We start from the raw sequence: 26,659 nt of genomic DNA on the forward strand, positions 1-26,659 counted from the left end.
ATGGATGTGGATTTGATTTTTAAAATTGCCGCCATCGGGATTCTGGTGGCGGTGCTCAATCAGCTGCTGGTTCGCTCCGGCCGGGAGGAACAGGCGATGATGACCACCCTGGCGGGGCTGGTGGTGGTGCTGATGATGATGGTGCGGCAGATCAGCGACCTCTTCGAGCTGATCCGCACCCTGTTCGGATTTTGAATATGGAACAGGCCATTCAGGTGACGGGGCTTTGTGTGGCGGGGGCTGTGCTGGCACTGACCATCCGCCGGGGAAGCCCGGAGACCGCGCTGCTATTGAGCATCTGCGCGGCGGTAACGGTGCTGCTGGCTGTGGGACAGGCCCTGGGAGAGCTGCTGGATTTTCTGAAGGAGCTGGCGCAGCGCAGCGGCATCCCCAACGGGCTTCTGGTGCCGCTTTATAAAACGGTGGGCATCGCCCTGGTGGTACGGGTGGGCGCGGGACTGTGCACGGACGCGGGGGAGTCGGCCCTGGGGAAGGTGGTGGAGACGGCGGGCGCCGTCTGCGCACTGACGGCGGCGCTGCCCCTTCTGCGGACAGTGCTGGAACTGATGATGGAGCTGATGGCATGAGACGATGGATGATTTTCGTGGCGGCGGCGCTGCTTTTGTTGACGGTGCGGGCCAAGTGCGTCCAGCTTCCGGAAGAGGTGGAGCGTGCACTGCCGGAGGGAACGGAAGAGATCCTGGAGGATGTGGAGCTCACCGACGGCGCCGGGGCACTGGGGAGCGGACTGAGCGGTATTTTGGACTCTGTGACAGAGCAGGCGGCAGACGTGGTGCGCCAGCGGCTTCGGGGAGCAGCGGCCGTACTGCTGACGGCGGTGCTGTGCGGCGCGGTGGATGGGTTTCACCGCGCTTCGGGCGGCAGCGCACTGCCCTTTTTGCCCATGGTGGGAGCCGTGTCTGTGACCATGGTGACCACCGGGAGTCTGGGGGATCTGATCGGCCTGGGGGCGGAGACCATCCGGAGTCTGGGGAACTTTTCCACGGTGCTGCTGCCGGCTATGGCGGCAGCTACCGCCGCCTCCGGGGCTGTTTCTTCCGCTACAGCCCAGCAGGTGAGCGCCGTCATTTTGGTGGACCTGCTGCTGCGGCTCATCAACAGCGTGCTGATCCCGGCGGTCTACCTCTACACGGCGCTGCTGACCGCCGCTGCGTGTCTGCCGGGCAACCGGCTGGAGGTGCTGGCGGGAGGACTGAAAAAGGTCATCGTCTGGCTGCTGACCACGCCGCTTCTGGCCTTTACTCTGTACCTTTCTGCGGTACGGGTGGTTTCCGGCGCAGCGGACAGCCTCAGCGTCAAGGTGGCCAAGACGGCCATTTCCGGCGTGGTGCCGGTGGTGGGCGGGATCATCGCCGAGGCGTCGGAGACGGTGCTGGCCGGAGCGGGTATGCTGCGGGGCGTCATCGGCGTAGGAGGAATGCTGGCGATTCTGGGGGCTTGTGCCTATCCTTTTTTGCAGCTGGGCGTCCAGTACCTGCTCTATAAACTGGCCGGATTTTTTGCAGCCATGGTAGGCCCGCCGGAGCTGTGCCGCCTGATTGACGGCCTGGGCGGCGCGTTTGGGCTGGTGCTGGGCATGACCGGTGCATGTGCACTGCTGCTGCTGATCTCTCTTCTCTCTTTTGCCGGGGCGGTGGTGCCATGATAGAGGGACTGCGGCAGTGGATGATCTCCCTGGTGGCCCTTTGTATGCTGCTGGCTGTGGTGCGGGTGCTGGTACCGGGCGGAACCATGAGCCGTGTGGCTGCATTTATCGGGGGATTGGTGCTTCTGGCCGCGCTGGCGCAGCCGCTGGCAAAGCTGGGGGCCGTACGCTTTGCGCTGCCGGACTACGCCGGGGAGATGGAGCGGCTGGAGCGGCAGCTGGAAGAGGAGAACGAAACGGCTCTGGCGGAAGGCATAGAGGAGCGGACGGAGGCATATATATCGGACAAAGCCGCTTCCATGGGCCTTGCGGGCACTTGCCGGGTGGAGACGAAACCGACGGAGGAGGGCGTCCCGCTTCCGTGGTCGGTGGAACTGGAAATGCCGCGTTCGGCGGAGCTGGCGGCGTGGATCGAAGGGGAGCTGGATATCCCCGCGGAGAGGCAGGTTTGGCATGGAGCGGAAGGGGAAAATTGAAGGAGTGCGAAGGCTATGGGACAGATACAAATTTGTGGGTCTGGTGATGCTGATCGGCGCCGCGCTGCTGTTATGGCCGAGTGGGAGAGGCTCCACCGCCAGTCCCAGCGGCAGCGACGGGCAGCAGGAGGAGGCGGAGACGCTGGCCCGGGAGCTGGAGGAAATTCTGGGAAAGATGGACGGCGTGGGGCAGGTGCGGGTGCTGCTGACGGTACAGGACGACGGGCAGCGCCAGCTTGCAACGGATGGGGAACTCTCCTACAGCGGGTCGCCCCAGGCGCCCGACGACTATCAGCGTACCAACGAGACGGTACTGGTGGACGGGGCACAGGGCGACGAGCCGGTGGTGACCCGGCAGTGGAGCCCCACGTACCGGGGGGCGCTGGTGGTGTGTCAGGGGGGCGGCCAGGCGTCGGTGCGGCTGGCGGTCACGGAGGCGGTGACGGTTCTGACGGGGCTCACCGCAGACCGCGTCACCGTGGCAAAATGGCAGTGATTATCTGGAGGAGGAGAGGAGAAATGAAGGGCAGATTCAAACGCAACGCAGTGGTGGTGACCATGGCGCTTCTGGTCTGCGCGGCAGCGGCGCTGAACTGGAAGTACACGGGGCAGCAGGCGGCGGACGCCGTGGAACAGCAGGCCCAGAGCCAGGAGGACGGTACCAAGATCCTGGGCGAGGCGCAGCTGGTATCCGGCGTGGAGGGCGACGATCCCGAGGCGGCTTCTGCCGCAGGTGATCCCACGGGGGAGGAGGCCGTGTACACAGGCTCGGACTACTTTGCCTCCGCCCGGCTCACCCGTCAGCAGGCCCGGGACAGCGCCGTGTCCCTTTTGCAGGAGGCAGCGGAGCAGGAGGGGGCCGGTGAGGCGGCGGCCACAGAGGCTTCCGAGGGCATTGCCGTCCTGGCAGGCTACACCATGAAGGAGGCCCAGATCGAAAACCTGGTGACGGCCAAGGGCTACACGGACTGTGTGGCGTTCATGGGCGACGAGGGCGTCAGCGTGGTGGTGGCCACCGACACCGGGGAGCTGACGGAGGAGGATGTGGCCAAGATTACGGACATCACCGTCAACGAAACCGGGTATCCTGCCAGCAGCGTGCGCATCATGGCGGCAAATTAAAGGTTGTAATTTTCCCGCCTTCATGGTAAAATAACTATCCAGAAATGCAGGGAGACAGGCGTGCCTGGTTCCCAAGGATGGATAAGGAGAAGATACCATGGGCGAAAGCAAGGAATATATGACCCTGCCGGAGGAGAACGGCAGCATCAACATCTCCGAGGAGGTCATTGCCGCCATCGCCGTGGGCGCCGTCCGCGAGGTGGAGGGTGTTTCCGGCATGATGACCAATCTGGGCGGCAGCGTCACCGATCTGGTGAACAACAAGAAAAACGCCCAGAAGGGGCTCAAGGGCGTCAAGATCGACATGACCGGCACAGCACTGACGCTGGATTTGTACCTGACGGTGCAGTTCGGCCACCCCATTCCCGAGGTGGCGGAGAACGTGCAGAAGGCTGTTGCCTCCGCCGTGGAGGCTATGACCGGCTGTTCGGTGGGCGCTGTGAATATCCATGTGGGCGGCGTGACGCTGGCCTGAGCCTGCGGCGCTTGTTTTACGAGAGAGAAAAGGACGATTTGATTTATGGTACGGAATACCGCACGGGAAATAGCAATTCACCTCTCCTATGAGCTGAGCTTTACAGACCGGCCCATCGATCAGCTGCTGGATGAGCGGCTGACGCCGGAGACCTTTGCCACACTGGCGGCGGAGGATGAGCTGTATGCCGAGGCCCCCAACGCCAAGCAGGCCGAGTATATTCGGCGGCTGGTCAAAGGCGTGGCACAGCACGGCGCTGAACTGGACGGCTATATCGCAAAATACGCAAAGGGCTGGAATTTTGCCCGTATTCCGCTGGTGGCGTCGGCTATCATGCGGGTGGCCATGTATGAGATCCTCTACATGCCGGACATCCCCAACGGCGTTTCCATCAATGAGGCGGTGGAGATCGCCAAAAAGTACGAGACGCCGGAGACGGTGAAGTTTATCAACGGAATCCTGGGCAGCTTTGTGCGCCAGGAGATCGTCTGAGCGAGCACACTGGCAGAGCGGGACGCGGCAAAGGCCGCCGTCCGGCTCTGCTTTTGTGTGGAGGCAAGGGAGGCGCTATGGAACAGCATATCTTCGGCGTGGCCGAGGTCAACCAGCTGGTCAAACACTTGCTGGACGGGGAGCCCATGCTCTCGTCCATCTGCGTGCGGGGCGAGCTGTCCAATTATAAAATGTATCCGTCCGGGCACCATTACTTTACCCTCAAGGACGCGGAGGGAGCACTGCGGTGCGTCATGTTCAAGGGCGCTGCGTCCAAGCTGCGCTTCCGGCCGGAAAACGGCATGGCGGTGGTGGCTTCCGGCCGCATCACCGTCTTTCCCCGGGACGGAGCCTACCAGCTCTACTGCAATACGCTCTCGCCCCTTGGGGCGGGGGACCTGGCGGTGGCCTTTGAACAGCTCAAGGCCAAGCTCCAGGCGGAGGGACTCTTCGACCCTGCCCATAAAAAGCCGCTTCCGGCCTACCCGGAGCGGATCGCGGTGGTCACGTCCTCCGCAGGTGCCGCCGTCCACGATATGATCCGGATTCTCCGGCGGCGCTATCCGCTGGCCAAGGTGATCTTGCTGCCGGTGCGGGTCCAGGGAGCGGAGGCTCCGCCGGAAATCGCCGGCGCCATCCGTTACGCCGACCGCTGGCATATCGGCGACGTGATCATCACGGGCCGGGGCGGCGGCTCTATGGAGGATCTGTGGGCATTCAACGACGAACGGGTGGCCCGGGCCATCTATGAGTGCCAAACGCCCATCATCTCCGCCGTGGGCCATGAGCCGGACGTGACCATTGCCGATTTTGTGGCGGATGCCCGGGCTTCCACCCCGTCCAATGCCGCGGAGATCGCGGTGCCGGACCGGATGGAGCTTGCCCGACAGCTGCATGAGATGCAGATCCGGCTGGAGCAGGGGCAGATCACCCGTCTGGAGACGCTGCGCAGGCATCTGGAGACGCTGGCGGACAAGCGGTGCCTGCGGGACCACGGGGCGTATATCCAGGATAAGCGCATGTCGCTGGTGCATCTGCAGCAGCGGCTGGGGGATCTGGCTTCCGCCCAGACGGCCCGCAAGCGGCAGCGGTTTTCCGCGCTGGCTGCATCGCTGGACGCGCTGAGTCCGCTGGCGGTGCTGGGCCGGGGCTATGCCGTAGCCCGGAACGAACAAGGTTCCATTTTGAAAAGCTGGCGGGATGTGGCTGCCGGCGAGACCGTGACTGTGACACTGGGCGAGGGCGGCTTTACCGCCCGGGTAGAGAAGCCCTATGGGAAGGAGCAAGACGATGAGCGAAGAGAAGCGGACGTTTGAGCAGAAGCTGGGCCGGCTGGAGGAGATCGTGGCGGCTCTGGAAAAAGGGGACGCACCTCTGGCGGATTCTCTGGCGCTGTTTACCGAGGGAACGGCGCTGATTGCCCAGTGCTCCCAGGAACTGGACCAGGCGGAACAGCAGGTGGTCAAGCTGATGAAAGGCAGCGACGGCGCACCGGTGGAGCTGCCGTTTGAGGAGGAGACGTAATATGGAGAAGTCTTTGTTTGACCAGCGGTACAGCACTTACCGCCAGGCGGTGGAAACCTATCTTTCCGGGCTGTTTTCTGAAAAGCCCCACTGGGCGGATCTCTACGAGTCTATGCGCTACAGCCTTCTGGCCGGCGGCAAGCGTATCCGGCCGGTGATGACGCTGGAGTTTGCCCGGCTGGCGGGGCTGGAGACGTGGCAGACGGCGCTGCCGGTGGGCTGTGCGCTGGAGCTGGTACACACCTACTCCCTCATCCACGACGACTTGCCCTGTATGGATGACGACGATCTGCGCCGGGGCAAGCCCACCAACCACAAGGTTTACGGCGAGACGCTGGCGGTGCTGGCGGGTGACGCTCTGCAGCCGGAGGCGTTCCGCCTCATTTTGACGGCGCCGGGGCTGGACGACGGCCGCCGGGCTGCCTGCGCTCTGGAACTGGCCCGTGCCGCCGGAGCCGACGGCATGGTGGCCGGCCAGGTGCTTGACACGCTCCACGCCCCCAAGACGGAGGAGGAGCTGGGGGAGGTACACCGTCTCAAGACCGGTGCCATGATCGCGGGTGCCTGCCGGATGGGCGTCCGGGCTGCCGGCGGCAGTGAGGCGCTGCTGCGCGCCGCCACGGAGTATGCCCAGCAGCTGGGCATGGCCTTCCAGATTCGCGATGACCTGCTGGACGTGATTGGAGACGCGGCCGTATTCGGAAAGCCCATTGGATCGGACCGGGAAGAGGGAAAGATCACATTCGTGGATCTCCTGGGCGCAGACGGCTGCTCTGCCGCAGTGGAGCGGTGCACTCAGGCTGCCAAGGATGCCGTGGCCAGTATGGACACGGACGGTTTCCTCTGCGCCTTGGCCGACAGCCTGGCAGTCCGGGACCGGTAATCGGGCCGCTGCCAAGGAGACCCCGGGAGGGGTCTCCTTTTTTTGTGAAGTATGCCGGTGGTAAATTTGCCGGGGTGCGTTGACGATTTCCGCCGTTGGATGCTATAATGTGGCAATTTAGTGTGTGAAAGGACACGAGCACCAAGGGAGGAATGTACATGCTGCTGCAAATCATCACCGCAATCTCGGACTTTTTGTGGGGAACACCCATGACAGTGGCTCTGGTGGGAACCGGGTTGTACCTGGGAATCCGCTTCGGCTTCCGTTATAATTTCCGCAAAGTCGGCTTCAACTTCCGCAATACATTTGGGAAGATGTTCCAAAAGGGGGAGGGAACCGGCACCGTCTCCGGCTTCGCCGCTGCCTGTACGGCCATGGCCAACACCATCGGCGTAGGAAATATCGGCGGTGTGGCCACCGCCATCGTTGCCGGCGGTCCTGGTGCCGTGTTCTGGATGTGGGTGTCCGGCCTCCTGGGTATGTCTACCAAGGCCTGTGAGATCATCCTGGGCCAGCGGTACCGGGTCAAGTATAGCCAGTCCATGGACGAGTACATGTGCGACCGCTCCTTTGTGATGAAAAACGCCCTGGGCTGGAAAAAGGGCGCCGTGGTGCTGTCGGTGGCCTGCTTTGTGCTGGGGCCCTGGACCTGCTGTGTACAGACGGAGTCAGTCACCAGTTCGTTGCAGGAGGGATTCGGCATTGACCCGCTGATCTCTGTGATCGTGCTGGGCGTCACCTGCTTTTTGACCATCGCCGGCGGCCTCAGGAGAATCTCCTCCATTATGGAACGGGTGGTGCCCATTATGGCCCTCTTCTACATCCTGGGAGGACTGGGCATCCTCATCATGAACTGGTCCGTCGTTCCCTCCGCTTTCGGCCTTATTTTCAAGAGTGCCTTCACCCCCATGGCGGGCGTAGGCGGCTTTGCCGGCGCCACCGTCCGGGATGCCATCCGCTACGGCATTGCCCGGGGCCTTTACTCCAATGACGCCGGTACCGGCTACGGCATCATCGCCCACGCCTCCGCCAAGACGGACCACCCCGTCCGTCAGGCGTCCTGGGGCTGGGGTGAGGTGTTTTTGGACACCATCGTGGTCTGCTCTGTTACCGCGCTGTCCCTGATCCTCACCAACGCCTACATCGACTACCCCGATGTGGACAGCGCCCAGCTGACCACCGTGGCTTTTAAGGTGGCTTACGGAAAATTCGGCGGCTGGTTCATGGCCATTGCCATCGCCATCTTCGCCTGGACCACCATCATCGGTATGTATTACAGTTGCGCCAAGTCCGTCAACTATGCCTTTGGTGACACCAAGGCCAACCGCCGGGCTACATGGGTGTATATGGTCTACTACATGCTCCCCTGTGTGCTGTTTTACAACATCGAGGCCGACACCCTGTGGGCCATGACGGACCTGCTCTCCGCCATCTATGTCATCATTACACTGCTGTTCATCTACACCAAGCAAAAGGAGATCTTCCGGCTGTTCCACGACTTCTGGGACCGTTTTGTGCCGGCCCAGGAGCGGGGGGAGAACCCGGAGCCCGTGGTCTACGGAGCGGTGGATGAAAAGGCGAAAGGAGAATTCTAAATGCGTGTTTCCCTGGAAGAAACCCTTGCAAAGACGAACATCATGGTCATTGACGGTTCCATGTCCACGGCCCTGGAGGCGCTGGGCTGCAATCTCAATGACTCCCTTTGGACAGCCAAGGCTCTGGCCGAACAGCCCGACCTGGTCCGCCAGGTGCATCTGAACTACTTCCGGGCAGGGGCCGACTGCGGCATCACCGCCAGCTACCAGGCCACTATCCCCGGCCTTACCGCCAAGGGCTACTCCCTGCGGGAGGCGGAGGATTGCATCGCCCGGTCCGTGGAGCTGTTTCTGGAGGCCCGGAAGAGCTGGTGGCAGCAGGAGGGCCGGGACAGCGGCCGCTGCCTGCCGCTGTGCCTGGGCGCCGTGGGCCCCTATGGGGCGTATCTGGCGGACGGCTCCGAGTACCGGGGAAATTACGGCGTCAGTGATGAGGTCCTCCGGGACTTCCACCGCCGCCGCATGGAGATTCTCTGGGAGTCCGGGGCCGACCTGCTGCTGCTGGAGACCCAGCCCTCCCTCCGCGAGGCGCTGATTGAGGCGGAGATCGCTGAGGAACTGGGGGCCGACTACTGGATCAGTTTTTCCTGCCGGGACGGAAGCCACATCCACGAGGGGGACCGGATTGCCGACTGCGCTGCGGCGCTCGCTCAGGGGCATCCCCATCTTCGGATGATCGGTGTCAACTGCACGCCGCCTCATTTTGTGGAGCACCTGATCGGGGAACTGCGGGGCAGCAGTACACTGCCGGTGGCGGTATACCCCAACAGCGGCGAGGAGTACGACCCTGTTACCAAGACCTGGCACGGCAGCCGGGACGGCGTCACCTTCGGGGACTACGCCCACCGGTGGATGCGGGCGGGGGCCCGGGCCGTGGGCGGCTGCTGCCGCACGGTGGACTCCCACATCCGGGAAGTTGCCCGGGCCAGAGAGATCTTCCTGAAGTTGGGACGCTGAATAAAATGCGCGGTTTCTCGGAATTCCGGGAAACCGCGCTTGCGTTTTTGGCTGGAAGAACAACGTCGGCACAAAAAATTCACATTTTGTATATACAATGAATATTGTATAATTATTGTCCCCGTGCTATACTAAGGGATGCTAAGCGGCGGCGCAGTATTCTAGTCAGATCTGCCGTTTCCTAGGGAGGGCCTAAAAATCCTCTGAAGGGCACACCGATGAAACCTCTGGTGCCTGCTTGATACGCCCAGTTTTGGGTGGGTGCTGGGGGGAAGCGCGCCACGCGTGCTTGCGGACTCAGGGCGCTTTCCAATGGCATGGTTATCCCGACCCTGTTTCCGTGGAGACCTGCTCTTGTGCACAGACGTACGCCTCAAGGTAATTCCGGCCTGTGTACGAAGCAGATGACTGAACCTGCAATGCGGTGCATCGGCCTCAATGTGGGGCCGTAACGCTGTGTGCAGCCGTAGCCTGCCTTGCGTGGGGTGGGTGGATGGGGGAACAACGCCGCATTGGACTCTGGCCAGAGTCCCTGACGGCGATCGCCCCTTGAAACCCGGTCTGCAAAAGAGGCTAAAGAAGCGGACGGACTGCGGTGGAAATCACCTAGGCTGTCATGTGGATGGAAAAGGGATTGCAGTGCGGACTAAGTGGCAGTCGGGCCGCAGGGACGGCGACGCCCTGCCGCGGCGCTGAAAGGGGAACCGCCTCCATCGGCAACGAGAGGTGCGCCGCGGGGAAATCCTACCCGTACCTAAGCCGTAAGATTTACCTTTTCCATTGCCGCCGCCTTAGCAACTTTGAAAATTTTCCTCTTTGGAGGTTGATTGCTTGAAAAAGACCCGTTCCGGGCACCGAAAAATGGGCCAGTACGGCTGGGTGGCCACGGTGTTCACCATTGCCGTCACGCTGTCTGCGGCGCTGAGCTTGGCGTCGGAATCGCTGATGGCCGGCGCCGGTGTGGCGGTGGCGCTGGTGATTTTGGCGCTGTTTATCGGTCTTGGTATTTTGTTTGACATCATCGGCGTGGCGGTGACCGCCGCAGATGAAAAACCCTTTCACTCCATGGCTGCCCACAGGGAAAAGGGAGCGAGGGAGGCTCTGCGTCTGCTGAAAAACGCCAGCAGGGTCTCTAGCGTGTGCAACGATGTGGTGGGCGACATCTGCGGCATCGTCAGCGGCACCACCGCAGCGGTGATCGTGACGCAGCTGCAGCGAAGCCTGAATACCCAGACTGTGCTGCTGAGTGTTGGCGTAACGGCGCTGATTTCCGGGCTGACCATCGGCGGAAAGGCGCTGGGCAAGACGTTTGCCATTCGAAAAAGTACCCAGGTGGTGTTCCTGGCAGGACGGTTCCTGCACGTGTTTCATCGCTGAGAGGAGATAGAGATCTGTGATATTGGAAACAATCCATTCCCCGGAGGACGTGAAAAAGCTGGACAAGCATGAGCTTCCCCAGCTCTGTGCTGAGATCCGGGAATTTTTGGTTCAGAGCGTATCCCGCACCGGCGGGCATCTGGCCTCCAATTTGGGGGCAGTGGAGCTGACGGTGGCCATTCACCGGGTGTTTGACACCCAGCGGGACCGTCTGGTGTTCGACGTGGGGCACCAGTGCTATGTGCACAAGGCGCTGACGGGACGGCGGGAGCTGTTTTCCACCCTGCGCCAGTTCGGCGGCCTCTCCGGCTTCCCCAAGCCCCGGGAGAGCGTCCACGATGCCTTTATTGCGGGCCATGCTTCCAACTCCGTGTCCGTGGCTCTGGGCATGGCACGGGCACGGACGCTGGCCGGGGAGGACTACCAGGTGCTGGCACTCATTGGAGACGGCGCGCTGACCGGCGGCCTTGCGTACGAGGGACTCAATAACGCAGGCGCTTCCGGTGAGCCGCTGATTGTCATTTTGAATGACAACGGCATGTCCATCAATCCCAATGTAGGCGCGGTGCCCCGGCATCTGGGCCGTCTGCGCTCCAAGCCTGCCTATTATCACTTTAAAAAGTGGTATCGGAGCCTGTTTGGCAAGCACCCGGCGCAAAATCCCGTTTACCGGTTCAATCACCGGGTAAAATCGTTTCTGAAGAAGAGCATCTGGCCCCGCAGTACCATGTTCGAGGATATGGGATTTACCTATCTGGGCCCCATTGACGGCCACGATCTGCCCCGCCTGTGCGACATGCTCCAGTGGGCCAAGGAGCTCAACGGTCCGGTGCTGGTGCATGTGTACACTGTCAAGGGCAAGGGCTATCCCTTTGCCGAGGCGAATCCCGGCAAGTTCCACGGCATCAGTCCCTTTGACCCGGAGACGGGACTTTTGAAAAAGCCCGGCGGAGAGACGTTCTCCTCCGTGTTCGGCAAAACCCTGTGCACCTGCGCGGCCTCGGATTCCCGGGTGTGCGCCATCACCGCCGCCATGGCGGACGGCACGGGTCTGACGCCTTTCGCCAAGGAGTTCCCTGACCGCTTTTTCGATGTGGCCATCGCGGAGGGACACGGCGTTTCCATGTCTGCCGGCCTTGCAAAACAGGGGATGATCCCGGTGTTTGCCGTGTACTCCACGTTTTTGCAGCGGGGCTACGACCAGCTGATCCACGACATCTCTTTGCAGAGCCTGCATGTGGTGCTGGGCGTGGATCGTGCAGGATTGGTGGGCTCCGACGGCGAAACCCATCACGGGTGCTTTGACGCCCTGTTCCTCTCCGCCATCCCCAATTTTACCGTGCTTTGTCCCGCCAGCTTTGCGGAGCTTCGGACCATGCTGCGCCAGGCCCTGTTCGATATTGAGGGTCCTGTGGCTGTACGCTATCCACGGGGAGGAGAAGGCAAGTTCCAGGAGGACTATGCCGCTCAGGGAGCTGCTGTGCAGCTGCGCAGCGGCGCGGATGTGACACTGGTGTCCTACGGCATCCTCATCAATCAGACACTGGAGGCGGCAGAGCTTCTGGAGAAAAAAGGCATCCATACCGGCGTGGTGAAGCTCAACCGGATTTCTCCGCTGTGCTTTGCGGATATCGCCCTGCTGGCAGACGCGGACACGCTGGTGGTCGTAGAGGACTCCTTCGGCGCCGGCTGTGTGGGCCAGCGCCTGGCGGCATTGCTGGCAGAGGAAGGGAAGTCTCCCCGTCGCCTGGTGCTGCAAAATCTCGGAAAGACTTACGCCCCGGAGGGCAGCGTGGCGGAGCTGGAGCACAGCTTCGGCCTGGATGCTGACGGAATCGCCGCGGCTGCGGAGGAGGGACGCAAACAATGAGCAACAAAACACGTTTGGACGTGCTGCTGGTGGAGCGCGGGCTCCAGGAGAGCCGCCAGAAAGCCCAGGCCACTATTATGAGCGGACTGGTGTTCGTAGGCGGCCAGCGGGTGGACAAGCCCGGCACCGCTGTGGCAAATGACGCCCAGATTGAAGTGCGGGGCGGACTGAAATATGTAAGCCGGGGCGGGCTGAAGCTGGAAAAGGTCATGGCCACGTTCCCGGTTGACCTGCAGGGCGCCGTGTGCGCCGACATCGGCGCGTCCACCGGCGGCTTTACGGACTGCATGCTGCAAAACGGCGCAGCCAAGGTCTACGCCGTGGACGTGGGCTACGGGCAGCTGGCATGGAAGCTGCGCAGTGACGAGCGGGTGGTGTGTATGGAGCGCACCAACGCCCGCTACCTGACCCATGAAGAAATCCCTCAGGAGTTGGATTTTGCTTCCGTGGATGTAAGCTTTATCTCCCTCAAGCTCATTTTGCCGGCGTTGGCAGGCCTTGTGCGCCAGGGCGGGCATGTGGCCTGCCTGGTGAAGCCTCAGTTTGAGGCCGGTAAGGAAAAGGTGGGTAAAAAGGGCGTGGTCCGGGACCCGGCCGTCCATCAGGAGGTGCTGGAGCACTTCCTTGAGCATGCCAAGGAAAATGACTTTACAGTTCTTGGTCTGACGTACTCTCCCATCCGTGGACCGGAGGGAAACATCGAGTATCTGGGATACCTGGAAAAGGGAAGCGGTACGCCTGGGACCTTTGATCTGCCCGCGCTGGTAGCGGAGTCGCACCAGGTGCTCAAGGAGCACGGAGAGGGGAGCGGCCAATGAATCCAAAGAAAATCATCCTCTGTCCGAATCCCAACCGGGACCGTGGCATGACTGCTACCAAGGAGGCCCAGAAGATCCTGCGGGAGATGGGATTTCGGACGGTGGTGTGTTCCCCTTTCCGGGATCAGAAGGACGGGGCCTTTGCAGACTTTGAGGTGCGTCCCCTGCAGCAGGAGATGCGCTCGGCGGACCTGATGATCACCTTCGGCGGGGACGGCACGATCTTACATCTGGCCAAGATGGCGGCGCTGCACAAGCTGCCGGTCCTTGGCATCAACATGGGCGGTCTTGGATTTATCGCCGAACTGGAGTCCGGCGAGCTGGAAGTGCTGCGGCGTCTGAAGGACTGGGATTTCCAGATGGAGCAGCGCATGATGCTGGATGTGTCGGTAATCCGTGAAGGAAAACAGGTTTACACCAACCTGGGACTCAACGATGCGGTGATCCGGGAGGGCCCCATATCCCACGTGATCCATCTGAAGATCGCCTCTGACGGGCGCCACCTGGCGGATATCGCCGGCGACGGCGTCATCATCGCTACGCCTACGGGCTCCACGGCTTATTCTCTCTCTGCGGGGGGGCCGGTGGTGGAGCCGGTGGCCCAGACCATGGTGGTGTGTCCCATCTGCATCCATAACATGCGGTTTTCCTCTTATGTGCTCTCGCCGGAGCACACGCTGACCATCGAGCTGGAGCGCAACGGCCGTAAGCCCGTCTACCTGTTTGTGGACGAGAGCCGGGGCTTTTCCCTGAAGGCCGACGACCAGGTGGTGGTGCGCCGGTCCAAATACGCCATGAAGCTGGCGCGTCTGACGGAAAAGAGCTTTTGTGAGATTTTTGCCCAAAAAATGCTTCCGGGAGGGTTTAATGATGAAAAATGAGCGCCAAAGCATGATCCTTGAGATTATTTCCCAGGAAAACATCGAGACGCAGGAACAGCTGCTCTCCCGCCTGCAGGAGCGGGGAATTACCAGCACGCAGGCTACCATCTCCCGGGATATCAAACAGATGCACCTGGTGAAAGAGCCGGTTGGACAAGGGGTATATAAATATGCCGTGTCCGGCAACCGCACGAAGCTGAACTTTGCCGAGAAGCTGCGTACCATCTTCCGGGAGAGCATCACCAGCATCGACTATGCCCAGAACATTGTGGTCATCAAGACCATGCCGGGCCTGGCCAGCGCTGCCTGTGCCGCGCTGGACAACATGGAGTTCAACTTCCTGGTGGGCTCCCTGGCGGGAGATGACACCGCGTTTCTGGTCATGCGGGACACGGAGTCCGCGGCGGACTTCTGCGAGGAGATCAAGGAGATGCTGTGATCCCGCCGCCTGCCGGGGAGGGAAAAGAGGAGATCGCTATGCTGGAATGGCTTCACATTGAAAATATTGCAGTCATTGAGGAGGCGGATATCCGCTTTCAGCCGGGGTTTAACGCCCTCACCGGTGAGACCGGCGCCGGCAAGTCCATCGTCATCGACGCCTTGGGGGCTGTGCTGGGCGGACGGACCTCCCGGGAATTGATCCGCACCGGGGCGGAGCGGGCCTTTGCCAGCGCCGCCTTTTCCGGCGTGAGCGCGGATCTGCCGGGCCTTGCCGAGTGCGGCGCGGCCCCGGACGAGGACGGATGTCTGGTGATGCAGCGGGAGATCGGCAGCGACGGGCGGAGTCTGTGCCGGGTGGGCGGTCGGCCGGTGACCGTGTCCCAGATGCGCCGGGTGGGCGAGGAGCTTTTGAACATCCACGGCCAGCACGACGGCGTGCAGCTGTTGGACGAGGAGCGCCATGTGGCCTACCTGGATCGCTTCGGCCGCACGGAGGACGTGCTGGCAGCCTACCAGGCATCCTACAGCGCTATGGCGGAGCTGCAGAAGAAGATCTCTGCATTGCGGATGGACGAGGCGGAAAAGGCCCGCCGGATGGACAGTTTGCGCTTCCAGATCGACGAGCTGGAGCGGGCACAGCTGACCCCCGGCGAGGAGGAGGGCCTGGCGGAGCGGCGCAATCTGCTGCGCAACGGGGAGAAATATCTATCCGCACTGTCCGGAGCGGATTACTGCCTCTCCGGCGGCGAGGAGAGCGGCGGCGCGGTCAGTGCCATCCGGGACGCGGAGGAGGCTCTTTACGGTATCCGCACCCTGGGTGAGGAGATGGGCCGGCTCTATGAGCGGCTGGGCGCACTGCGCAGCGAGGCCTATGACATTGCCGAGACCGTACGGGACCTGCGGGAGAGCTTTGACTTCTCTCCGGCAGAGCTGGACGCAGTGGAGAGCCGGACGGATCTTCTGTACCGGCTGAAAAAGAAGTACGGGGCCACCGTGGAAGACATGCTTGCCTACCTGGATCGCTGCCGGGCGGAGCTGGACGCCATGGAGACGGCGGATGACACCCTGGCCCGCCTGGAAAAGCAGCTGACCGGTGCCCGCAAAGCGGTGGAGGAGGCCGGCGCGGCACTGACGGCGGCCCGCAAAGCCGCCGCCGCGGAGCTGGAGGCGCGCATCCTCCGGGAGCTGCGGGATCTGGACATGAACAAGGTGCGCTTTGCCATCGACTTTGCCCCCCGGGAGCCGGGGGCGGACGGATGCGACACCGTGCGCTTCCTCATGTCCGCCAACGTGGGCGAGGACCTGCGGCCCATTGCCCGCATCGCCTCCGGCGGCGAGCTGGCCCGGATCATGCTGGCACTGAAGAACGTGCTGGCGGAACAGGAGTCCGTGGGTACGCTGGTGTTTGACGAGGTGGATACGGGCGTATCCGGCCGGGCGGCCCAGAAGGTGGCGGAGAAGCTGGCCCAGGTGAGCCGGCGCAAGCAGGTGCTGTGCGTGACGCATCTGCCCCAGCTGGCCGCCATGGCGGATACCCACTTTTCCGTGGAGAAGGGGGAGCGGGACGGCCGTACCTATACAAAGGTGGTGCTGCTGGACCGGGAGCGCCGGAAGGCGGAACTGGCCCGGATCACCGGCGGCGCCAAGGTGACCCCTGCGCTGCTGGAGAGTGCCGGAGAGCTGCTGGATGAGGCGGAGGCCTACCGGGCCACACTTTGAAGAGGGAGCTGCAATGACGGGATTTTTCTGGGTGGCGGCCGGCGGCGCCGTAGGGGCCTCCGCCCGCTACGGCGTGAGTTTACTGCCGGTGCGGGCGGCGTTTCCGGTGCTGACCCTGGCCACCAATTTTTTAGGTGCGCTGCTCATCGGCTTTGTGGTGGGCTTTGGGAGCGCAGGCGGCATGACGCCCAACCAGACCCTGTTTTGGAAAACGGGCGTGTGCGGCGGCTTCACCACGTTCTCGACCTTTTCTCTGGAGGCGCTGACGCTGCTGGAGAGCGGGCGCGTGGCCGCGGGCGGGGCGTATATGGCGCTGAGCCTCGGCCTGTGCCTGGGAGGTGTGCTGCTGGGCAGGGCCCTGGGCATCCGGGCAGCGGCATGATATAGAAAAACGGCTGACGAAAGTCAGCCGTTTTTTGTTTCGCTCAATTCAATTTTTCCGTGCTCTTTTTCAAAATCCGCGATGCATTTCCGCATCAGATACAGAATCTGGCCGCTTCCGCTCCGGCCTTCATATTCCGCAATATAAAATATCTTATCATGGGTTTCCTGGTCGATACGCAGTCCCAGATGTTTTTCGCGCTTTTTCATTTGTCAAGCCACTCCAAATCATTGAGTTTTTAGTTGATTTTAAGTACACTTTGAGTTATTATGTGAAAAGTGGACTAGATTCTAGTACGAAAAAGCGAGGAGAACATATGGAAGAAACGGTTTGGAAGCAGATGTACCTGCGCCTTGCCGGCGCGGTGGCGGACGCGGCGGAGATTATGGAGCCTCTGCCGGAAAACCGTCGGGCCTGGGAGGCGCTGAACCGGGCGCTGCTGGAGGCGGAGGAGCTGTACATCACCGCTGGAGAGGGCGCCCGCTCTTGACATTTTCCCGTTTATCGGATATAATCGCACCCGTGTACAGTGAGGAAGAGGAAGAGTAACCGTCACGGCGCTGCAAAGAGAACCCCCGGTTGGTGAAAGGGGGAGAGGGCCCGGCGGCGAATACCCCTTGGAGCTGGCACCCGAACGGCTTTTCGGCTCAGTAGGCGTGCTCCGGGTGCGCCCGTTACCGCGCCGCCGTGTGTTGGCACGGCCCGAGGCCGCTTCTCCGTGAGGAGACGGTGAACCAGAGGTGGTACCGCGAAGAGATTCGCCCTCTGTCCCTGCCGGGACGGGGGCATTTTTTATCCCGTTTCGACTGACTTCAACCAAAGAACAGGAGAGAACGACTATGCAGATTTATGAAGAACTCAAGGCCCGGGGCCTCATTGCCCAGGTCACCGACGAGGAGGAGATCCGCCAGCTGGTCAACAACGGCAAGGCCGTGTTCTATATCGGCTTTGACCCCACCGCCGACTCCCTCCACGTGGGCCACTTCATGGCCCTTTGCCTGATGAAGCGCCTCCAGATGGCCGGCAACCGGCCCATCGCCCTGATCGGCGGCGGCACCGGCATGATCGGTGACCCCTCCGGCCGTACGGACATGCGGAAGATGATGACCGTGGAGACCATCCAGCACAACTGCGACTGCTTCAAAAAGCAGATGGAGCGATTCATTGAATTCGGCGAGGGCAAGGCCATGATGCTCAATAACGCCGACTGGCTCCTGAAGCTCAACTACGTGGATCTTCTGCGGGAGGTGGGCGCGTGCTTCTCTGTCAACAACATGCTGCGGGCCGAGTGCTACAAGCAGCGGATGGAGAAGGGCCTGAGCTTCCTGGAATTCAACTATATGATCATGCAGTCCTACGATTTCTATCACATGTTCCAGACCGTGGGCTGCAACATGCAGTTCGGCGGCGACGACCAGTGGTCCAACATGCTGGGCGGCACGGAGCTCATCCGCCGCAAGCTGGGGAAGGACGCCTACGCCATGACCATCACGCTGCTCTTGAACTCCGAGGGCAAGAAGATGGGCAAGACCGCTTCCGGCGCTGTGTGGCTGGACCCCAACAAGACCTCTCCCTTTGAGTTCTACCAGTACTGGCGCAATGTGGGCGACGCCGATGTCTTGAAGTGCATCCGGATGCTCACGTTCTTGCCGCTGGAGCAGATTGACGAGATGGACAAGTGGGAGGGCAGCCAGCTCAACACCGCCAAGGAGATTCTGGCCTACGAGCTGACCAAGCTGGTCCATGGCGAGGAAGAGGCTGCCAAGGCCCAGGAGGCTGCCCGGGCTCTGTTCGGCGGCAGCGGTGATTCTGCCAACATGCCCTGCACGAAGCTGTGCCGGGAGGACTTCAGCGCGGACGGCGAAATCGACATCCTGACCCTTCTAGTCAAGTGCGGACTGTGCACGTCCAAGGGCGAGGCCCGGCGGCTGGTCCAGCAGGGCGGCGTCAGTGTCTGCGGCCAGAAGGTGGGCGACATCGAGGCCAAGTTCAGCTGCAAGGACTGCTGCGGCGAGGGCGCCATCATCAAAAAGGGCAAGAAGGTCTATCACAAGGCCTTGATGGAAGAATAAAAAAGCGGGGCAGACGCGGCGCTTTTGCGCCGCGCCTGTCTTGGCGTTTTCGAAACTTTTTCTTCAGAAAGGAACCAACATGATCACAGTCAACGACGTCAGCATGAACTTTTCCGGACAGACCCTGTTCAAGCATGTGGATCTGAAATTCACCCCCGGCAACTGCTACGGCATCATCGGCGCCAACGGCGCGGGAAAGTCCACCTTCCTGCGGATTCTCTCCGGGGATCTGGAGCCCACCACCGGTGAGGTCATCATCCCCAAGGAAGAGCGCATGTCCATCCTCAAGCAGGACCACTTCCAGTACGATGCCTATACGGTGCTGGACACGGTGATCCAGGGCAATCAGCGTCTCTACGACATTATGAAGGAGAAGGACGCCCTCTATGAAAAGGAGGACTTCACCGACGAGGACGGCGTGAAAGCCAGTGAGCTGGAGGCCGAGTTTGCCGAGATGGGCGGCTGGGAGGCCGAGAGCGACGTGAGCCGCCTGATCCAGGGTCTGGGTCTCTCCAACGACATCCTTTATTCCGAGATGTCCTCCCTGACTGCCAAGGAGAAGGTGAAGGTGCTGCTGGCACAGGCGCTGTTCGGCAAGCCCGACATCATCCTGCTGGACGAGCCCACCAACCACCTGGACATCCAGGCCATCGAATGGCTGGAGGACTTTCTCATGGACTGCGAGGCACTGACCATTGTGGTCAGCCACGACCGCCACTTCCTCAACACCGTCTGCACCAGCATCGTGGACGTGGATTACGGCGGCATCCGCATGTACGTGGGCAACTATGAGTTCTGGTACGAGTCCAGCCAGCTGATGCAGCGGATGATCCGGGACCAGAACAAGAAGAAGGAGGAGAAGATCAAGGAACTCCAGGAGTTCATCTCCCGCTTCTCCGCCAACAAGTCCAAGTCCAAGCAGGCCACTGCCCGCCGCAAGCTCCTGGACAAGCTGACGGTGGAGGAGATGCCCGCCTCTTCCCGCCGCTATCCCTTCGTGGGCTTTACTATGGACCGGGAGCCCGGCAAGGAGATCCTCACGGTGGAGGGCCTCTCCAAGACCGTGGACGGCCGCAAGGTGCTGGACAACGTGTCCTTCCGGGTCAACAAGGGTGACAAGATCGCCTTTGTGGGAGAGGACGAGATCGCCAAGACCACGTTGTTCAAGATCATCATGGGGGAAATGGAGCCTGATGAGGGCAGCTACAAGTGGGGAACCACCATCACCACCAGCTACTTCCCCCTGGACAACTCCGCTTTCTTCAACGACTGCGATCTCAACCTGCTGGACTGGCTGGCCCAGTATACCGGTAATACGGCGGAGGAGAGCACGGAGTCCTTCAAGCGCTCCTTCCTGGGACGGATGCTCTTCTCCGGCGACGACGTGTTCAAGCCCGTCAAGGTGCTCTCCGGCGGCGAGAAGGTCCGGTGCATGCTCTCGAGGATGATGCTCTTCGGCTCCAACGTACTGGTGCTGGATCAGCCCACCAACCACCTGGACCTGGAGTCCATCACCGCCGTCAACAACGGCCTCATCGACTTCAAGGGTGTGGTGCTCTTTGCCTCCCACGACCACGAGTTCGTCCAGACCATTGCCAACCGGATCATGGAGTTTGTGGACGGCAGACTCATCGACAAGCTGTGCACCTACGACGAGTATATCGAGACCCGCCGGCAGGAGAGCCTGGAGAAGATGGGCAAGTAAACCGACTTCAATATTTCTGCCGCCGCTGCCGGTTCTGGCAGCGGCGGCTTTTTGTCGGAAGGGAAGCGCCGCCTATGCGATGGAGGGCAGCAGCCCGTATTGCTCCAGCGCCTGCTGGATACGGCCCAGGCTTTTCTCACTGGGCTCGCACAGCGGCAGCCGCAGCTGCCCTACGCCATAGCCCATCAGGTTGAGGGCGGTTTTCACGGGGATGGGATTCACTTCACAGAACATGGCGTCGCAGAGCTCCTTGAGCTCCAGCTGGAGACGGCCTGCGGCGGTGAAGTCCCCGGACTGACACAGCGCGGTGAGTCGGTGCATGGCGGCGGGGAACACGTTGGCCACCACGGAGATGACGCCCTTCCCGCCCAGCATGCAGATGGCTGCCGTCTCGTCGTCGTTGCCGGACCAGATGGAAAAGTCCTCCGGACAGAGGGTCCGGGTCCGCTGGATGGCACTGAGGTTCCCGGAGGCCTCCTTGACGCCGTTGATATTGGGGTGCTGCGCCAGACGGGCATAGGTTTCCGGGGCGATGGCCACACCGGTGCGGGAGGGCACATCGTAGGCGATCACCGGAACGGGGGAGGCGTCAGCCACAGCGCTGTAGTGCCGCACCAGCCCCTCCTGGGAGGCCTTGTTGTAGTAGGGGGTCACCACCAGAACGCCGTCTACTCCGGCGCGGGCGGCATCCCGGGATTGGGTCACCGCCGTCTCTGTGGCGTTGGAGCCGGTACCTGCGATCACCGGCACCCGGCCGTCCACATGCTCCACGCAGCATTCGATGGCCCGCATCCGCTCTCCGTAGGTCATGGTAGCGGCTTCTCCGGTGGTACCGCAGATGATAACGGCGTCCGTACCGTTTTGAAGCTGGAAGTCCAGCAGGTGCCGCAGGACCGGCAGATCCACGCTCTCGCGGTTGAAAGGGGTGACGATGGCCACACCGCAGCCGGTAAAAATGGGGGTTTTCACGATCACAGCCTCCTTTATGGATTCAAACGAAAAAGCGGACGCCCCATCAGGGCATCCGCTTTCTTTGGTGACAGTGAGGTTACCGGGGTTCGATGTATCCCTTGGCACACAGCAGTTCCGCCAGCAGTACAGCACCGCCGGCGGCGCCCCGCAGTGTGTTGTGGCTGAGGCAGACAAACTTGTAGTCGTACTGGGTATCCGGCCGCAGCCGGCCGATGGAGATGGCCATGCCATGCTCCAGATTCCGGTCCAGCCGGGTCTGGGGACGGTTTTCCTCCTCAAAATAGTGGAGGAACTGCTTGGGAGCAGAGGGGAGGTTCAGCTCCTGGGCGGGCCCCCGGAAAGCGGCCCAGTCCGCCTTGATCTGTTCCATAGAGGGGGCCTTGCCGTCGGCGAACTTCATGAACACCGCCGCCATGTGGCCGTCCTGGCAGGCTACCCGGAAGCACTGGGCGGTGATGGCAGGGCCGTCGGCCTTGACGATCTTCCCGTCTTCGATATGGCCCCAGAGCTTCAGCGGCTCCAGCTCGCTCTTTTCCTCCTCACCGCTGATGAAGGGAATCACATTGTCTACCATTTCCGGCCAGCGGGCAAAGGTCTTGCCGGCGCCGGAGATGGCCTGATAGGTGCACACCAGAGCCCGCTCCAGGCCATATTTTCGCAGAGGGTGCAGGGCCGGGACATAGCTTTGCAAAGAGCAGTTGCTCTTGACGGCGATGAAGCCCCGCTTGGTGCCCAGACGCTTGCGCTGAGCGTCAATGACGGCGATGTGCTCTGCGTTGATCTCCGGCACCACCATGGGTACGTCGTCCGTCCAGCGATGGGCAGAGTTGTTGGAGACAATGGGGCACTCCAATTTGGCATACTTCTCCTCCAGCGCCCGGATCTCCTCTTTTTTCATATCCACCGCGCAGAAGCAGAAGTCCACCATGCCGGCCAGTTTTTCCGCATCGGCCTGGGCGTCCAGTACTACCAGCTGTTCTGCTTCCTTCGGCATGGGCACATCCAGCGCCCAGCGTCCCTCCACAGCCTGGGCATAAGTCTTGCCGGCACTGCGGGCGCTGGCTGCCAGCGCAGTGAGACGGAACCAGGGGTGGTTTTCCATTAATGTCACAAAGCGCTGTCCCACCATGCCGGTGCAGCCGATGACGCCCACTTTGTATTGCTCCATAGTGCATTCCTCCTGCCGGCCGCCCCGGCGGGACGGCCCTGTCGATTTTTGGTTGAATGTGCCGCGGAATTGTACTATAATGACTTCTATTGGAGAGTTGCATTGTATGTACATATGGGACGGACATTTGTATGTATGGTAGCATACTTTTCGGCCCCCGTCAAGTTTGTGCCATTGGGAGGATGCATGAAAAAAACGATTGTAACGCTGGCATGCGTTGTGACATTTTTCGCTTTGAATGCCGCCTGTGCTGACGCGGCGGTACCGGACATGCTGCGGGTGGGACTGCGGTACGGCTCCACCGCCATGTTTTCGGCCAATCTGGAAAACGCCGTGGGCTCCGGATATGAGCTGGGGTATTTTGAAGACGGACGGAGCTTTGTGCCGGTGGGGCGGACGGATGAGACTTGTATCTCCATGACCGCTGCGGGTACAATATATGTCAGCTCCGCCGGAGAATATTCCGCCTCCGGCAGCGGCACCTGTCTGGGCCCCTGGCATGTACAGTTGGGCGGATACGACGACTTTGATGAGGCTGCGGAGGCTGCCGGGCGGGTGGACGGCTGGCCCGTTTATCTGGACGGAGACTATGTTGTTCGCACCGGATGCTACGATTCCAAGTCCGAAGCTTCCGATGCCGCCGGTAATCTGGGCGGCGAGGCGGTGCGATCTTCCTCCGACGGCGTAATGGTCACCCGGACCCGCTCCACACAGATCCTGTTTGAATTTGACTGCGGCGGGGAGAAGTCCCTGGGCGTGATGCCTCAGGCCGGGCGGGGAGAGAAGGCTGAAACCTGGTTCAAAGGCTACAAATATAACGGCGGTTTTGAGTATGTCCGTCCGGACGGCGGAAATCTGCGGGTCATCAATGTGGTGGACCTGGAGGACTATGTCAAGGGTGTGGTGCCCTATGAGATGAACGGGGACTGGCCCTTTGCTGCACTGGAGGCCCAGGCGGTTTGCGCCCGTACATTTGCCTGTCAGACTACCAAACACGCAAGCTACGATTTTGATGTGTGCAGCGGCATTTGCTGCCAGGTATACAACGGCGTCAATACCGCCACGGACCGCAGCAACCAGGCAGTGGACAATACGGCGGGCGTGTGTATCTGGTATGACGGAAAGCTCATTGAGGCGGTTTACCACTCCTCCGACGGCGGTGCCACGGAGGATGCCAAGAATGTCTGGGGCGGCGATGTGCCCTATCTCAAGGGAAAAGAGGACCCCTATGAGGCACTGACATCCATCCCCAACTACAGTTGGACAGTGACTTATACGCCGGCGGAACTGACCTGGGTGCTGCAGCACAGCGGCTACTCCATCGGGACGGTGGCGGATGTATATGTGGCGGAGCGAACGGCCCTTGGCAACGTGAGCAAGGTGGTATTCACGGATACCACGGGCAAGACGCTGACGGTGACGGGGCAGGCGTGCAGCAACGCATTTTATTCCACCACCTATGGCAAAAACGTCCGCAGCCTGCGCTTTACCATCAGCGGCGGCAGCGGCGAGACCTCCGGGGGCTTCTGCGTCAACAGTGCCTCCAATCGCCTGGACACGCTTGCCGGTGCAGCGGTAATCAGCGGCGGTGGAACACAGTCCACGCTTTCGAACCGCGGCTGGTACGCGGTGACGAGCTCCGGTACCGTGGCACTGGAAGCTGCTGCGGGAACCTCGGGCGGCGGCAGCGGCGACTTGTTTGTCATTACCGGCACGGGCAACGGCCACAATGTGGGCATGAGCCAATACGGCGCCAAGGCCATGGCGGAGAACGGATACAGCTATGAGGATATCCTTTCATTTTACTATACCGATGTTACAATTAAGTGAGGAAGCAAATGAAAACCAGTGATTTTTATTACGATCTGCCCCAGGAACTGATCGCCCAGACGCCTCTGGAGCGGCGGGATGCCTCCCGCCTGATGACCCTGCGCCGGACGGACGGCGCCCTGGAGCACCACCACTTTTACGAGCTGCCGGACTTCCTGCGGCCGGGTGACTGCCTGATTCTGAACGACTCCCGAGTCCTGCCTGCCCGCCTGCTGGGACAGCGCCTGCCGGGCGGCGGTGCCTGCGAGGTTCTGCTGCTCATTGACCGGGGCAACAAGACCTGGGAGTGCCTGGTGCGGCCAGGCAGAAAAATGAAGCCGGGGACCCGCCTGTCCTTTGGAAACGGCGAGCTGATGGCGGAGGTCACCGAGGAGCTGCCGGGGGGCAACCGCCTGGTGCGCTTTGACTATGACGGCATTTTCCTGGAGGTGCTGGAGCACCTGGGAAAGATGCCGCTGCCGCCCTACATCAAGGAGGAATTGCAGGATCAGGAGCGGTACCAGACTGTCTACTCCAAAGTCCTGGGCAGTGCCGCTGCACCTACGGCCGGACTGCACTTTACGCCGGAGCTGCTGGAGAAGATCGCAGCTATGGGCGTGGGCATCGGATATGTGACGCTCCATGTTGGCCTGGGTACCTTCCGTCCGGTGAAGGAGGAGGATATCGAGTCCCATCCTATGCACAGCGAGTACTGCGTGATCTCCCAGGAGACGGCGGACCTGATCAACCGGACCCGGGCCGCCGGCGGCCGCTGCATCTGTGTGGGAACCACCTCCTGCCGCACGCTGGAGAGCTTTGCCCGGGAGGACGGACACATGGAGCCCTCTGCCGGCTGGACGGATATCTTCATCTATCCCGGCTATAAATTCAAGGTAATGGACGGCCTGGTGACCAACTTCCACCTGCCGGAGTCCACGCTGATTATGCTGGTGTCCGCTTTTGCGGGCCGGGAGCACATCCTCCATGCCTATGAGGAAGCGGTAAAGGAACGCTACCGGTTCTTCTCCTTCGGCGACGCCATGTTTTTGTACTGATTTACGCCCGGGTGGGCAGACTACGATAAAGTGAGAGTGACGTATGTTCAAAGTCATCAAGACCCAGGGCCGCGCCCGGCGCGGTCAGTTTTCCTGCGCCCACGGCGGCGTGGTGCAGACGCCTGTATTCATGAACGTGGGGACCCAGGCGGCCATCAAGGGCGGCGTCAGTGCCCTGGACCTCAAGGAGGTGGGCTGCCAGATCGAACTGAGCAATACCTACCACCTGCACCTGCGTCCCGGCGATGAGTTGGTGCGGCGGATGGGCGGCCTGCACAAGTTCATGAACTGGGACGGCCCCATCCTGACGGATTCCGGCGGGTTCCAGGTGTTCTCCCTGGCCTCGCTGCGGCGAATCAAAGAGGAGGGAGTGTACTTTTCCTCCCACATCGACGGACGCAAGATCTTCATGGGGCCGGAGGAGTCCATGCGCATTCAGTCCAACCTGGGCAGCGATATTGCCATGGCCTTTGACGAGTGCGTGGAGAACCCTGCCACCTACGAATATGCCAAAGCCAGCTGTGAGCGGACGGCCCGGTGGCTGGCCCGGTGCAAGGCGGAGCACGACCGGCTCAACGCTTTGCCGGAGACGGTGAACCCTCACCAGATGCTCTTCGGCATCAACCAGGGGGCTACCTTCGCGGATCTGCGCGTGTGGCACATGCAGGAGATTGCAAAGCTGGACTGCGACGGCTACGCCATCGGCGGACTAGCGGTGGGAGAGCCTGCGGAGGTGATGTATGAGATCATTGACGCGGTGGAGCCCCATATGCCCAAGGAGAAGCCCAGGTACCTGATGGGCGTGGGAACACCCAGCAATATCATCGAGGCAGTCAGCCGGGGTGTAGACTTCTTCGACTGTGTCATGCCCTCCCGAAACGGCCGCCACGGAAAGCTCTTTACCTGGGAGGGAACGGTCAATATCCTCAACGAAAAATATGCGGAGGATCCCCACCCTGTCAGCGAGAGCTGCAATTGCCCGGTATGCCGGAATTTCTCCCGGGCCTATCTGCGTCACCTTTTCAAGGCGGACGAGGTGCTGGCACTGCGGCTGGCGGTGCTGCATAATCTGTATTTTTACAACGAGCTTTTGGCCAGGATCCGCCAGGCGCTGGATGAGGACCGCTTTGATGCGTTCCGTGCCCGGTACAGCGGTGTTTTGGAGCAGCGAGTGTGAGAAAAGGGGTTGCAAAACCGGAA

The 26,659-nt window shown here is 61.4% G+C and carries 29 protein-coding genes; 26 read left to right on the forward strand and 3 right to left on the reverse strand.

What is annotated here, in order from left to right; all coding sequences use genetic code 11:
* From spoIIIAC to crcB, 20 genes are all read left to right on the forward strand, one after another.
* Window positions 1-195 (forward strand): stage III sporulation protein AC, encoded by a 195-nt coding sequence (spoIIIAC, locus tag QZS13_RS01365; protein ID WP_295584536.1) that lies wholly within the window; start codon window positions 1-3, stop codon window positions 193-195.
* A gap of 2 nt (window positions 196-197) precedes the next feature.
* On the forward strand, window positions 198-587 hold the full coding sequence (locus tag QZS13_RS01370; protein WP_295584538.1) for a SpoIIIAC/SpoIIIAD family protein: 390 nt from the start codon (window positions 198-200) through the stop codon (window positions 585-587).
* Window positions 584-1,666 carry a stage III sporulation protein AE gene (locus QZS13_RS01375; protein ID WP_295584540.1) on the forward strand — a complete coding sequence of 361 codons (1,083 nt, stop codon included), beginning with the start codon at window positions 584-586 and terminating at the stop codon, window positions 1,664-1,666. Before QZS13_RS01370 ends, QZS13_RS01375 begins: the two co-directional genes overlap by 4 nt.
* Complete coding sequence (locus QZS13_RS01380; protein WP_295584543.1) at window positions 1,663-2,142, forward strand: stage III sporulation protein AF; 480 nt, start codon at window positions 1,663-1,665, stop codon at window positions 2,140-2,142. The genes QZS13_RS01375 and QZS13_RS01380 overlap by 4 nt, the downstream gene beginning before the upstream one ends.
* A 34-nt stretch (window positions 2,143-2,176) precedes the next feature.
* Window positions 2,177-2,638 carry a stage III sporulation protein AG gene (locus tag QZS13_RS01385; protein WP_295584546.1) on the forward strand — a complete coding sequence of 154 codons (462 nt, stop codon included), beginning with the start codon at window positions 2,177-2,179 and terminating at the stop codon, window positions 2,636-2,638.
* 23 nt (window positions 2,639-2,661) lie between these two features.
* Window positions 2,662-3,264, forward strand: coding sequence for a SpoIIIAH-like family protein (locus QZS13_RS01390; protein WP_295584548.1), 603 nt, complete (start codon window positions 2,662-2,664; stop codon window positions 3,262-3,264).
* 97 nt (window positions 3,265-3,361) lie between these two features.
* Complete coding sequence (locus QZS13_RS01395; RefSeq protein WP_295584550.1) at window positions 3,362-3,739, forward strand: Asp23/Gls24 family envelope stress response protein; 378 nt, start codon at window positions 3,362-3,364, stop codon at window positions 3,737-3,739.
* 45 nt (window positions 3,740-3,784) lie between these two features.
* Window positions 3,785-4,231, forward strand: coding sequence for a transcription antitermination factor NusB (nusB, locus tag QZS13_RS01400; RefSeq protein WP_295584552.1), 447 nt, complete (start codon window positions 3,785-3,787; stop codon window positions 4,229-4,231).
* Window positions 4,232-4,308: 77 nt separating this feature from the next.
* Window positions 4,309-5,547 carry an exodeoxyribonuclease VII large subunit gene (gene xseA, locus QZS13_RS01405; protein WP_295584554.1) on the forward strand — a complete coding sequence of 413 codons (1,239 nt, stop codon included), beginning with the start codon at window positions 4,309-4,311 and terminating at the stop codon, window positions 5,545-5,547.
* A complete protein-coding gene (gene xseB / locus QZS13_RS01410; RefSeq protein WP_295584558.1) occupies window positions 5,522-5,755 on the forward strand; it encodes an exodeoxyribonuclease VII small subunit in 234 nt (77 codons plus the stop codon). The genes xseA and xseB overlap by 26 nt, the downstream gene beginning before the upstream one ends.
* A gap of 1 nt (window position 5,756) precedes the next feature.
* Entirely contained in the window at window positions 5,757-6,638 is an 882-nt protein-coding gene (locus QZS13_RS01415; protein WP_295584560.1) for a polyprenyl synthetase family protein, read from the forward strand.
* 158 nt (window positions 6,639-6,796) lie between these two features.
* Window positions 6,797-8,233: a sodium:alanine symporter family protein gene (locus QZS13_RS01420; RefSeq protein ID WP_295584562.1), complete on the forward strand. Its 1,437-nt coding sequence runs from the start codon at window positions 6,797-6,799 to the stop codon at window positions 8,231-8,233.
* Window positions 8,234-9,190: a homocysteine S-methyltransferase gene (gene mmuM / locus QZS13_RS01425; RefSeq protein WP_295584564.1), complete on the forward strand. Its 957-nt coding sequence runs from the start codon at window positions 8,234-8,236 to the stop codon at window positions 9,188-9,190. It abuts the gene before it with no gap.
* A gap of 831 nt (window positions 9,191-10,021) precedes the next feature.
* Window positions 10,022-10,567, forward strand: a complete 546-nt coding sequence (locus QZS13_RS01430; RefSeq protein ID WP_295584566.1) for a DUF21 domain-containing protein — start codon at window positions 10,022-10,024, stop codon at window positions 10,565-10,567.
* A gap of 16 nt (window positions 10,568-10,583) precedes the next feature.
* Window positions 10,584-12,437 carry a 1-deoxy-D-xylulose-5-phosphate synthase gene (gene dxs, locus QZS13_RS01435; RefSeq protein ID WP_295584569.1) on the forward strand — a complete coding sequence of 618 codons (1,854 nt, stop codon included), beginning with the start codon at window positions 10,584-10,586 and terminating at the stop codon, window positions 12,435-12,437.
* Window positions 12,434-13,255 carry a TlyA family RNA methyltransferase gene (locus tag QZS13_RS01440; RefSeq protein ID WP_295584572.1) on the forward strand — a complete coding sequence of 274 codons (822 nt, stop codon included), beginning with the start codon at window positions 12,434-12,436 and terminating at the stop codon, window positions 13,253-13,255. The genes dxs and QZS13_RS01440 overlap by 4 nt, the downstream gene beginning before the upstream one ends.
* Window positions 13,252-14,136, forward strand: a complete 885-nt coding sequence (locus tag QZS13_RS01445) for an NAD(+)/NADH kinase (RefSeq protein WP_295584574.1) — start codon at window positions 13,252-13,254, stop codon at window positions 14,134-14,136. Before QZS13_RS01440 ends, QZS13_RS01445 begins: the two co-directional genes overlap by 4 nt.
* Before the next feature lie 10 nt (window positions 14,137-14,146).
* Window positions 14,147-14,575, forward strand: coding sequence for an arginine repressor (gene argR, locus QZS13_RS01450; protein WP_307986747.1), 429 nt, complete (start codon window positions 14,147-14,149; stop codon window positions 14,573-14,575).
* A 38-nt stretch (window positions 14,576-14,613) separates the two neighbouring features.
* Entirely contained in the window at window positions 14,614-16,296 is a 1,683-nt protein-coding gene (gene recN, locus QZS13_RS01455) for a DNA repair protein RecN (RefSeq protein WP_295584578.1), read from the forward strand.
* Between the two features lie 13 nt (window positions 16,297-16,309).
* Window positions 16,310-16,678 (forward strand): fluoride efflux transporter CrcB, encoded by a 369-nt coding sequence (gene crcB, locus QZS13_RS01460; protein ID WP_295584580.1) that lies wholly within the window; start codon window positions 16,310-16,312, stop codon window positions 16,676-16,678.
* 23 nt (window positions 16,679-16,701) lie between these two features.
* Here crcB and QZS13_RS01465 read toward each other — a convergent pair whose 3' ends face one another.
* Window positions 16,702-16,887: a hypothetical protein gene (locus QZS13_RS01465; protein WP_295584583.1), complete on the reverse strand. Its 186-nt coding sequence runs from the start codon at window positions 16,885-16,887 to the stop codon at window positions 16,702-16,704.
* Window positions 16,888-16,994: 107 nt separating this feature from the next.
* Here QZS13_RS01465 and QZS13_RS01470 point away from each other — a divergent pair, with 107 nt between their 5' ends.
* From QZS13_RS01470 to QZS13_RS01480, 3 genes are all read left to right on the forward strand, one after another.
* Complete coding sequence (locus QZS13_RS01470; protein ID WP_295584585.1) at window positions 16,995-17,168, forward strand: hypothetical protein; 174 nt, start codon at window positions 16,995-16,997, stop codon at window positions 17,166-17,168.
* 349 nt (window positions 17,169-17,517) lie between these two features.
* Window positions 17,518-18,750: a tyrosine--tRNA ligase gene (tyrS, locus tag QZS13_RS01475; protein ID WP_295584588.1), complete on the forward strand. Its 1,233-nt coding sequence runs from the start codon at window positions 17,518-17,520 to the stop codon at window positions 18,748-18,750.
* A gap of 79 nt (window positions 18,751-18,829) precedes the next feature.
* The gene (locus QZS13_RS01480) at window positions 18,830-20,455 is read left to right on the forward strand and encodes an ABC-F family ATP-binding cassette domain-containing protein (RefSeq protein WP_295584590.1); all 1,626 of its coding nucleotides are present in this window, start codon (window positions 18,830-18,832) and stop codon (window positions 20,453-20,455) included.
* Window positions 20,456-20,527: 72 nt separating this feature from the next.
* On the opposite strand, the gene dapA is transcribed toward QZS13_RS01480, so the two are convergent.
* Together dapA and asd are read right to left on the reverse strand one after the other, a co-directional pair.
* The gene (gene dapA / locus QZS13_RS01485) at window positions 20,528-21,424 is read right to left on the reverse strand and encodes a 4-hydroxy-tetrahydrodipicolinate synthase (RefSeq protein WP_295584593.1); all 897 of its coding nucleotides are present in this window, start codon (window positions 21,422-21,424) and stop codon (window positions 20,528-20,530) included.
* 79 nt (window positions 21,425-21,503) lie between these two features.
* Window positions 21,504-22,595, reverse strand: coding sequence for an aspartate-semialdehyde dehydrogenase (gene asd, locus QZS13_RS01490; protein WP_295584596.1), 1,092 nt, complete (start codon window positions 22,593-22,595; stop codon window positions 21,504-21,506).
* Between the two features lie 186 nt (window positions 22,596-22,781).
* Between asd and QZS13_RS01495 the strand changes: the two genes are divergently transcribed.
* Genes QZS13_RS01495 through tgt form a run of 3 tightly spaced genes read left to right on the forward strand, consistent with a single transcriptional unit; the run spans window position 22,782 to window position 26,636 of the window.
* Window positions 22,782-24,425: a SpoIID/LytB domain-containing protein gene (locus QZS13_RS01495; RefSeq protein WP_295584599.1), complete on the forward strand. Its 1,644-nt coding sequence runs from the start codon at window positions 22,782-22,784 to the stop codon at window positions 24,423-24,425.
* Between the two features lie 8 nt (window positions 24,426-24,433).
* Window positions 24,434-25,459, forward strand: coding sequence for a tRNA preQ1(34) S-adenosylmethionine ribosyltransferase-isomerase QueA (gene queA, locus QZS13_RS01500; protein WP_295584602.1), 1,026 nt, complete (start codon window positions 24,434-24,436; stop codon window positions 25,457-25,459).
* Window positions 25,460-25,502: 43 nt separating this feature from the next.
* The gene (tgt, locus tag QZS13_RS01505) at window positions 25,503-26,636 is read left to right on the forward strand and encodes a tRNA guanosine(34) transglycosylase Tgt (RefSeq protein WP_295584604.1); all 1,134 of its coding nucleotides are present in this window, start codon (window positions 25,503-25,505) and stop codon (window positions 26,634-26,636) included.
* Window positions 26,637-26,659: the final 23 nt, after the last annotated feature.

This window comes from uncultured Oscillibacter sp. (assembly GCF_900546705.1).
In the GTDB taxonomy this organism is placed as follows: Bacteria; Bacillota; Clostridia; order Oscillospirales; family Oscillospiraceae; genus Oscillibacter.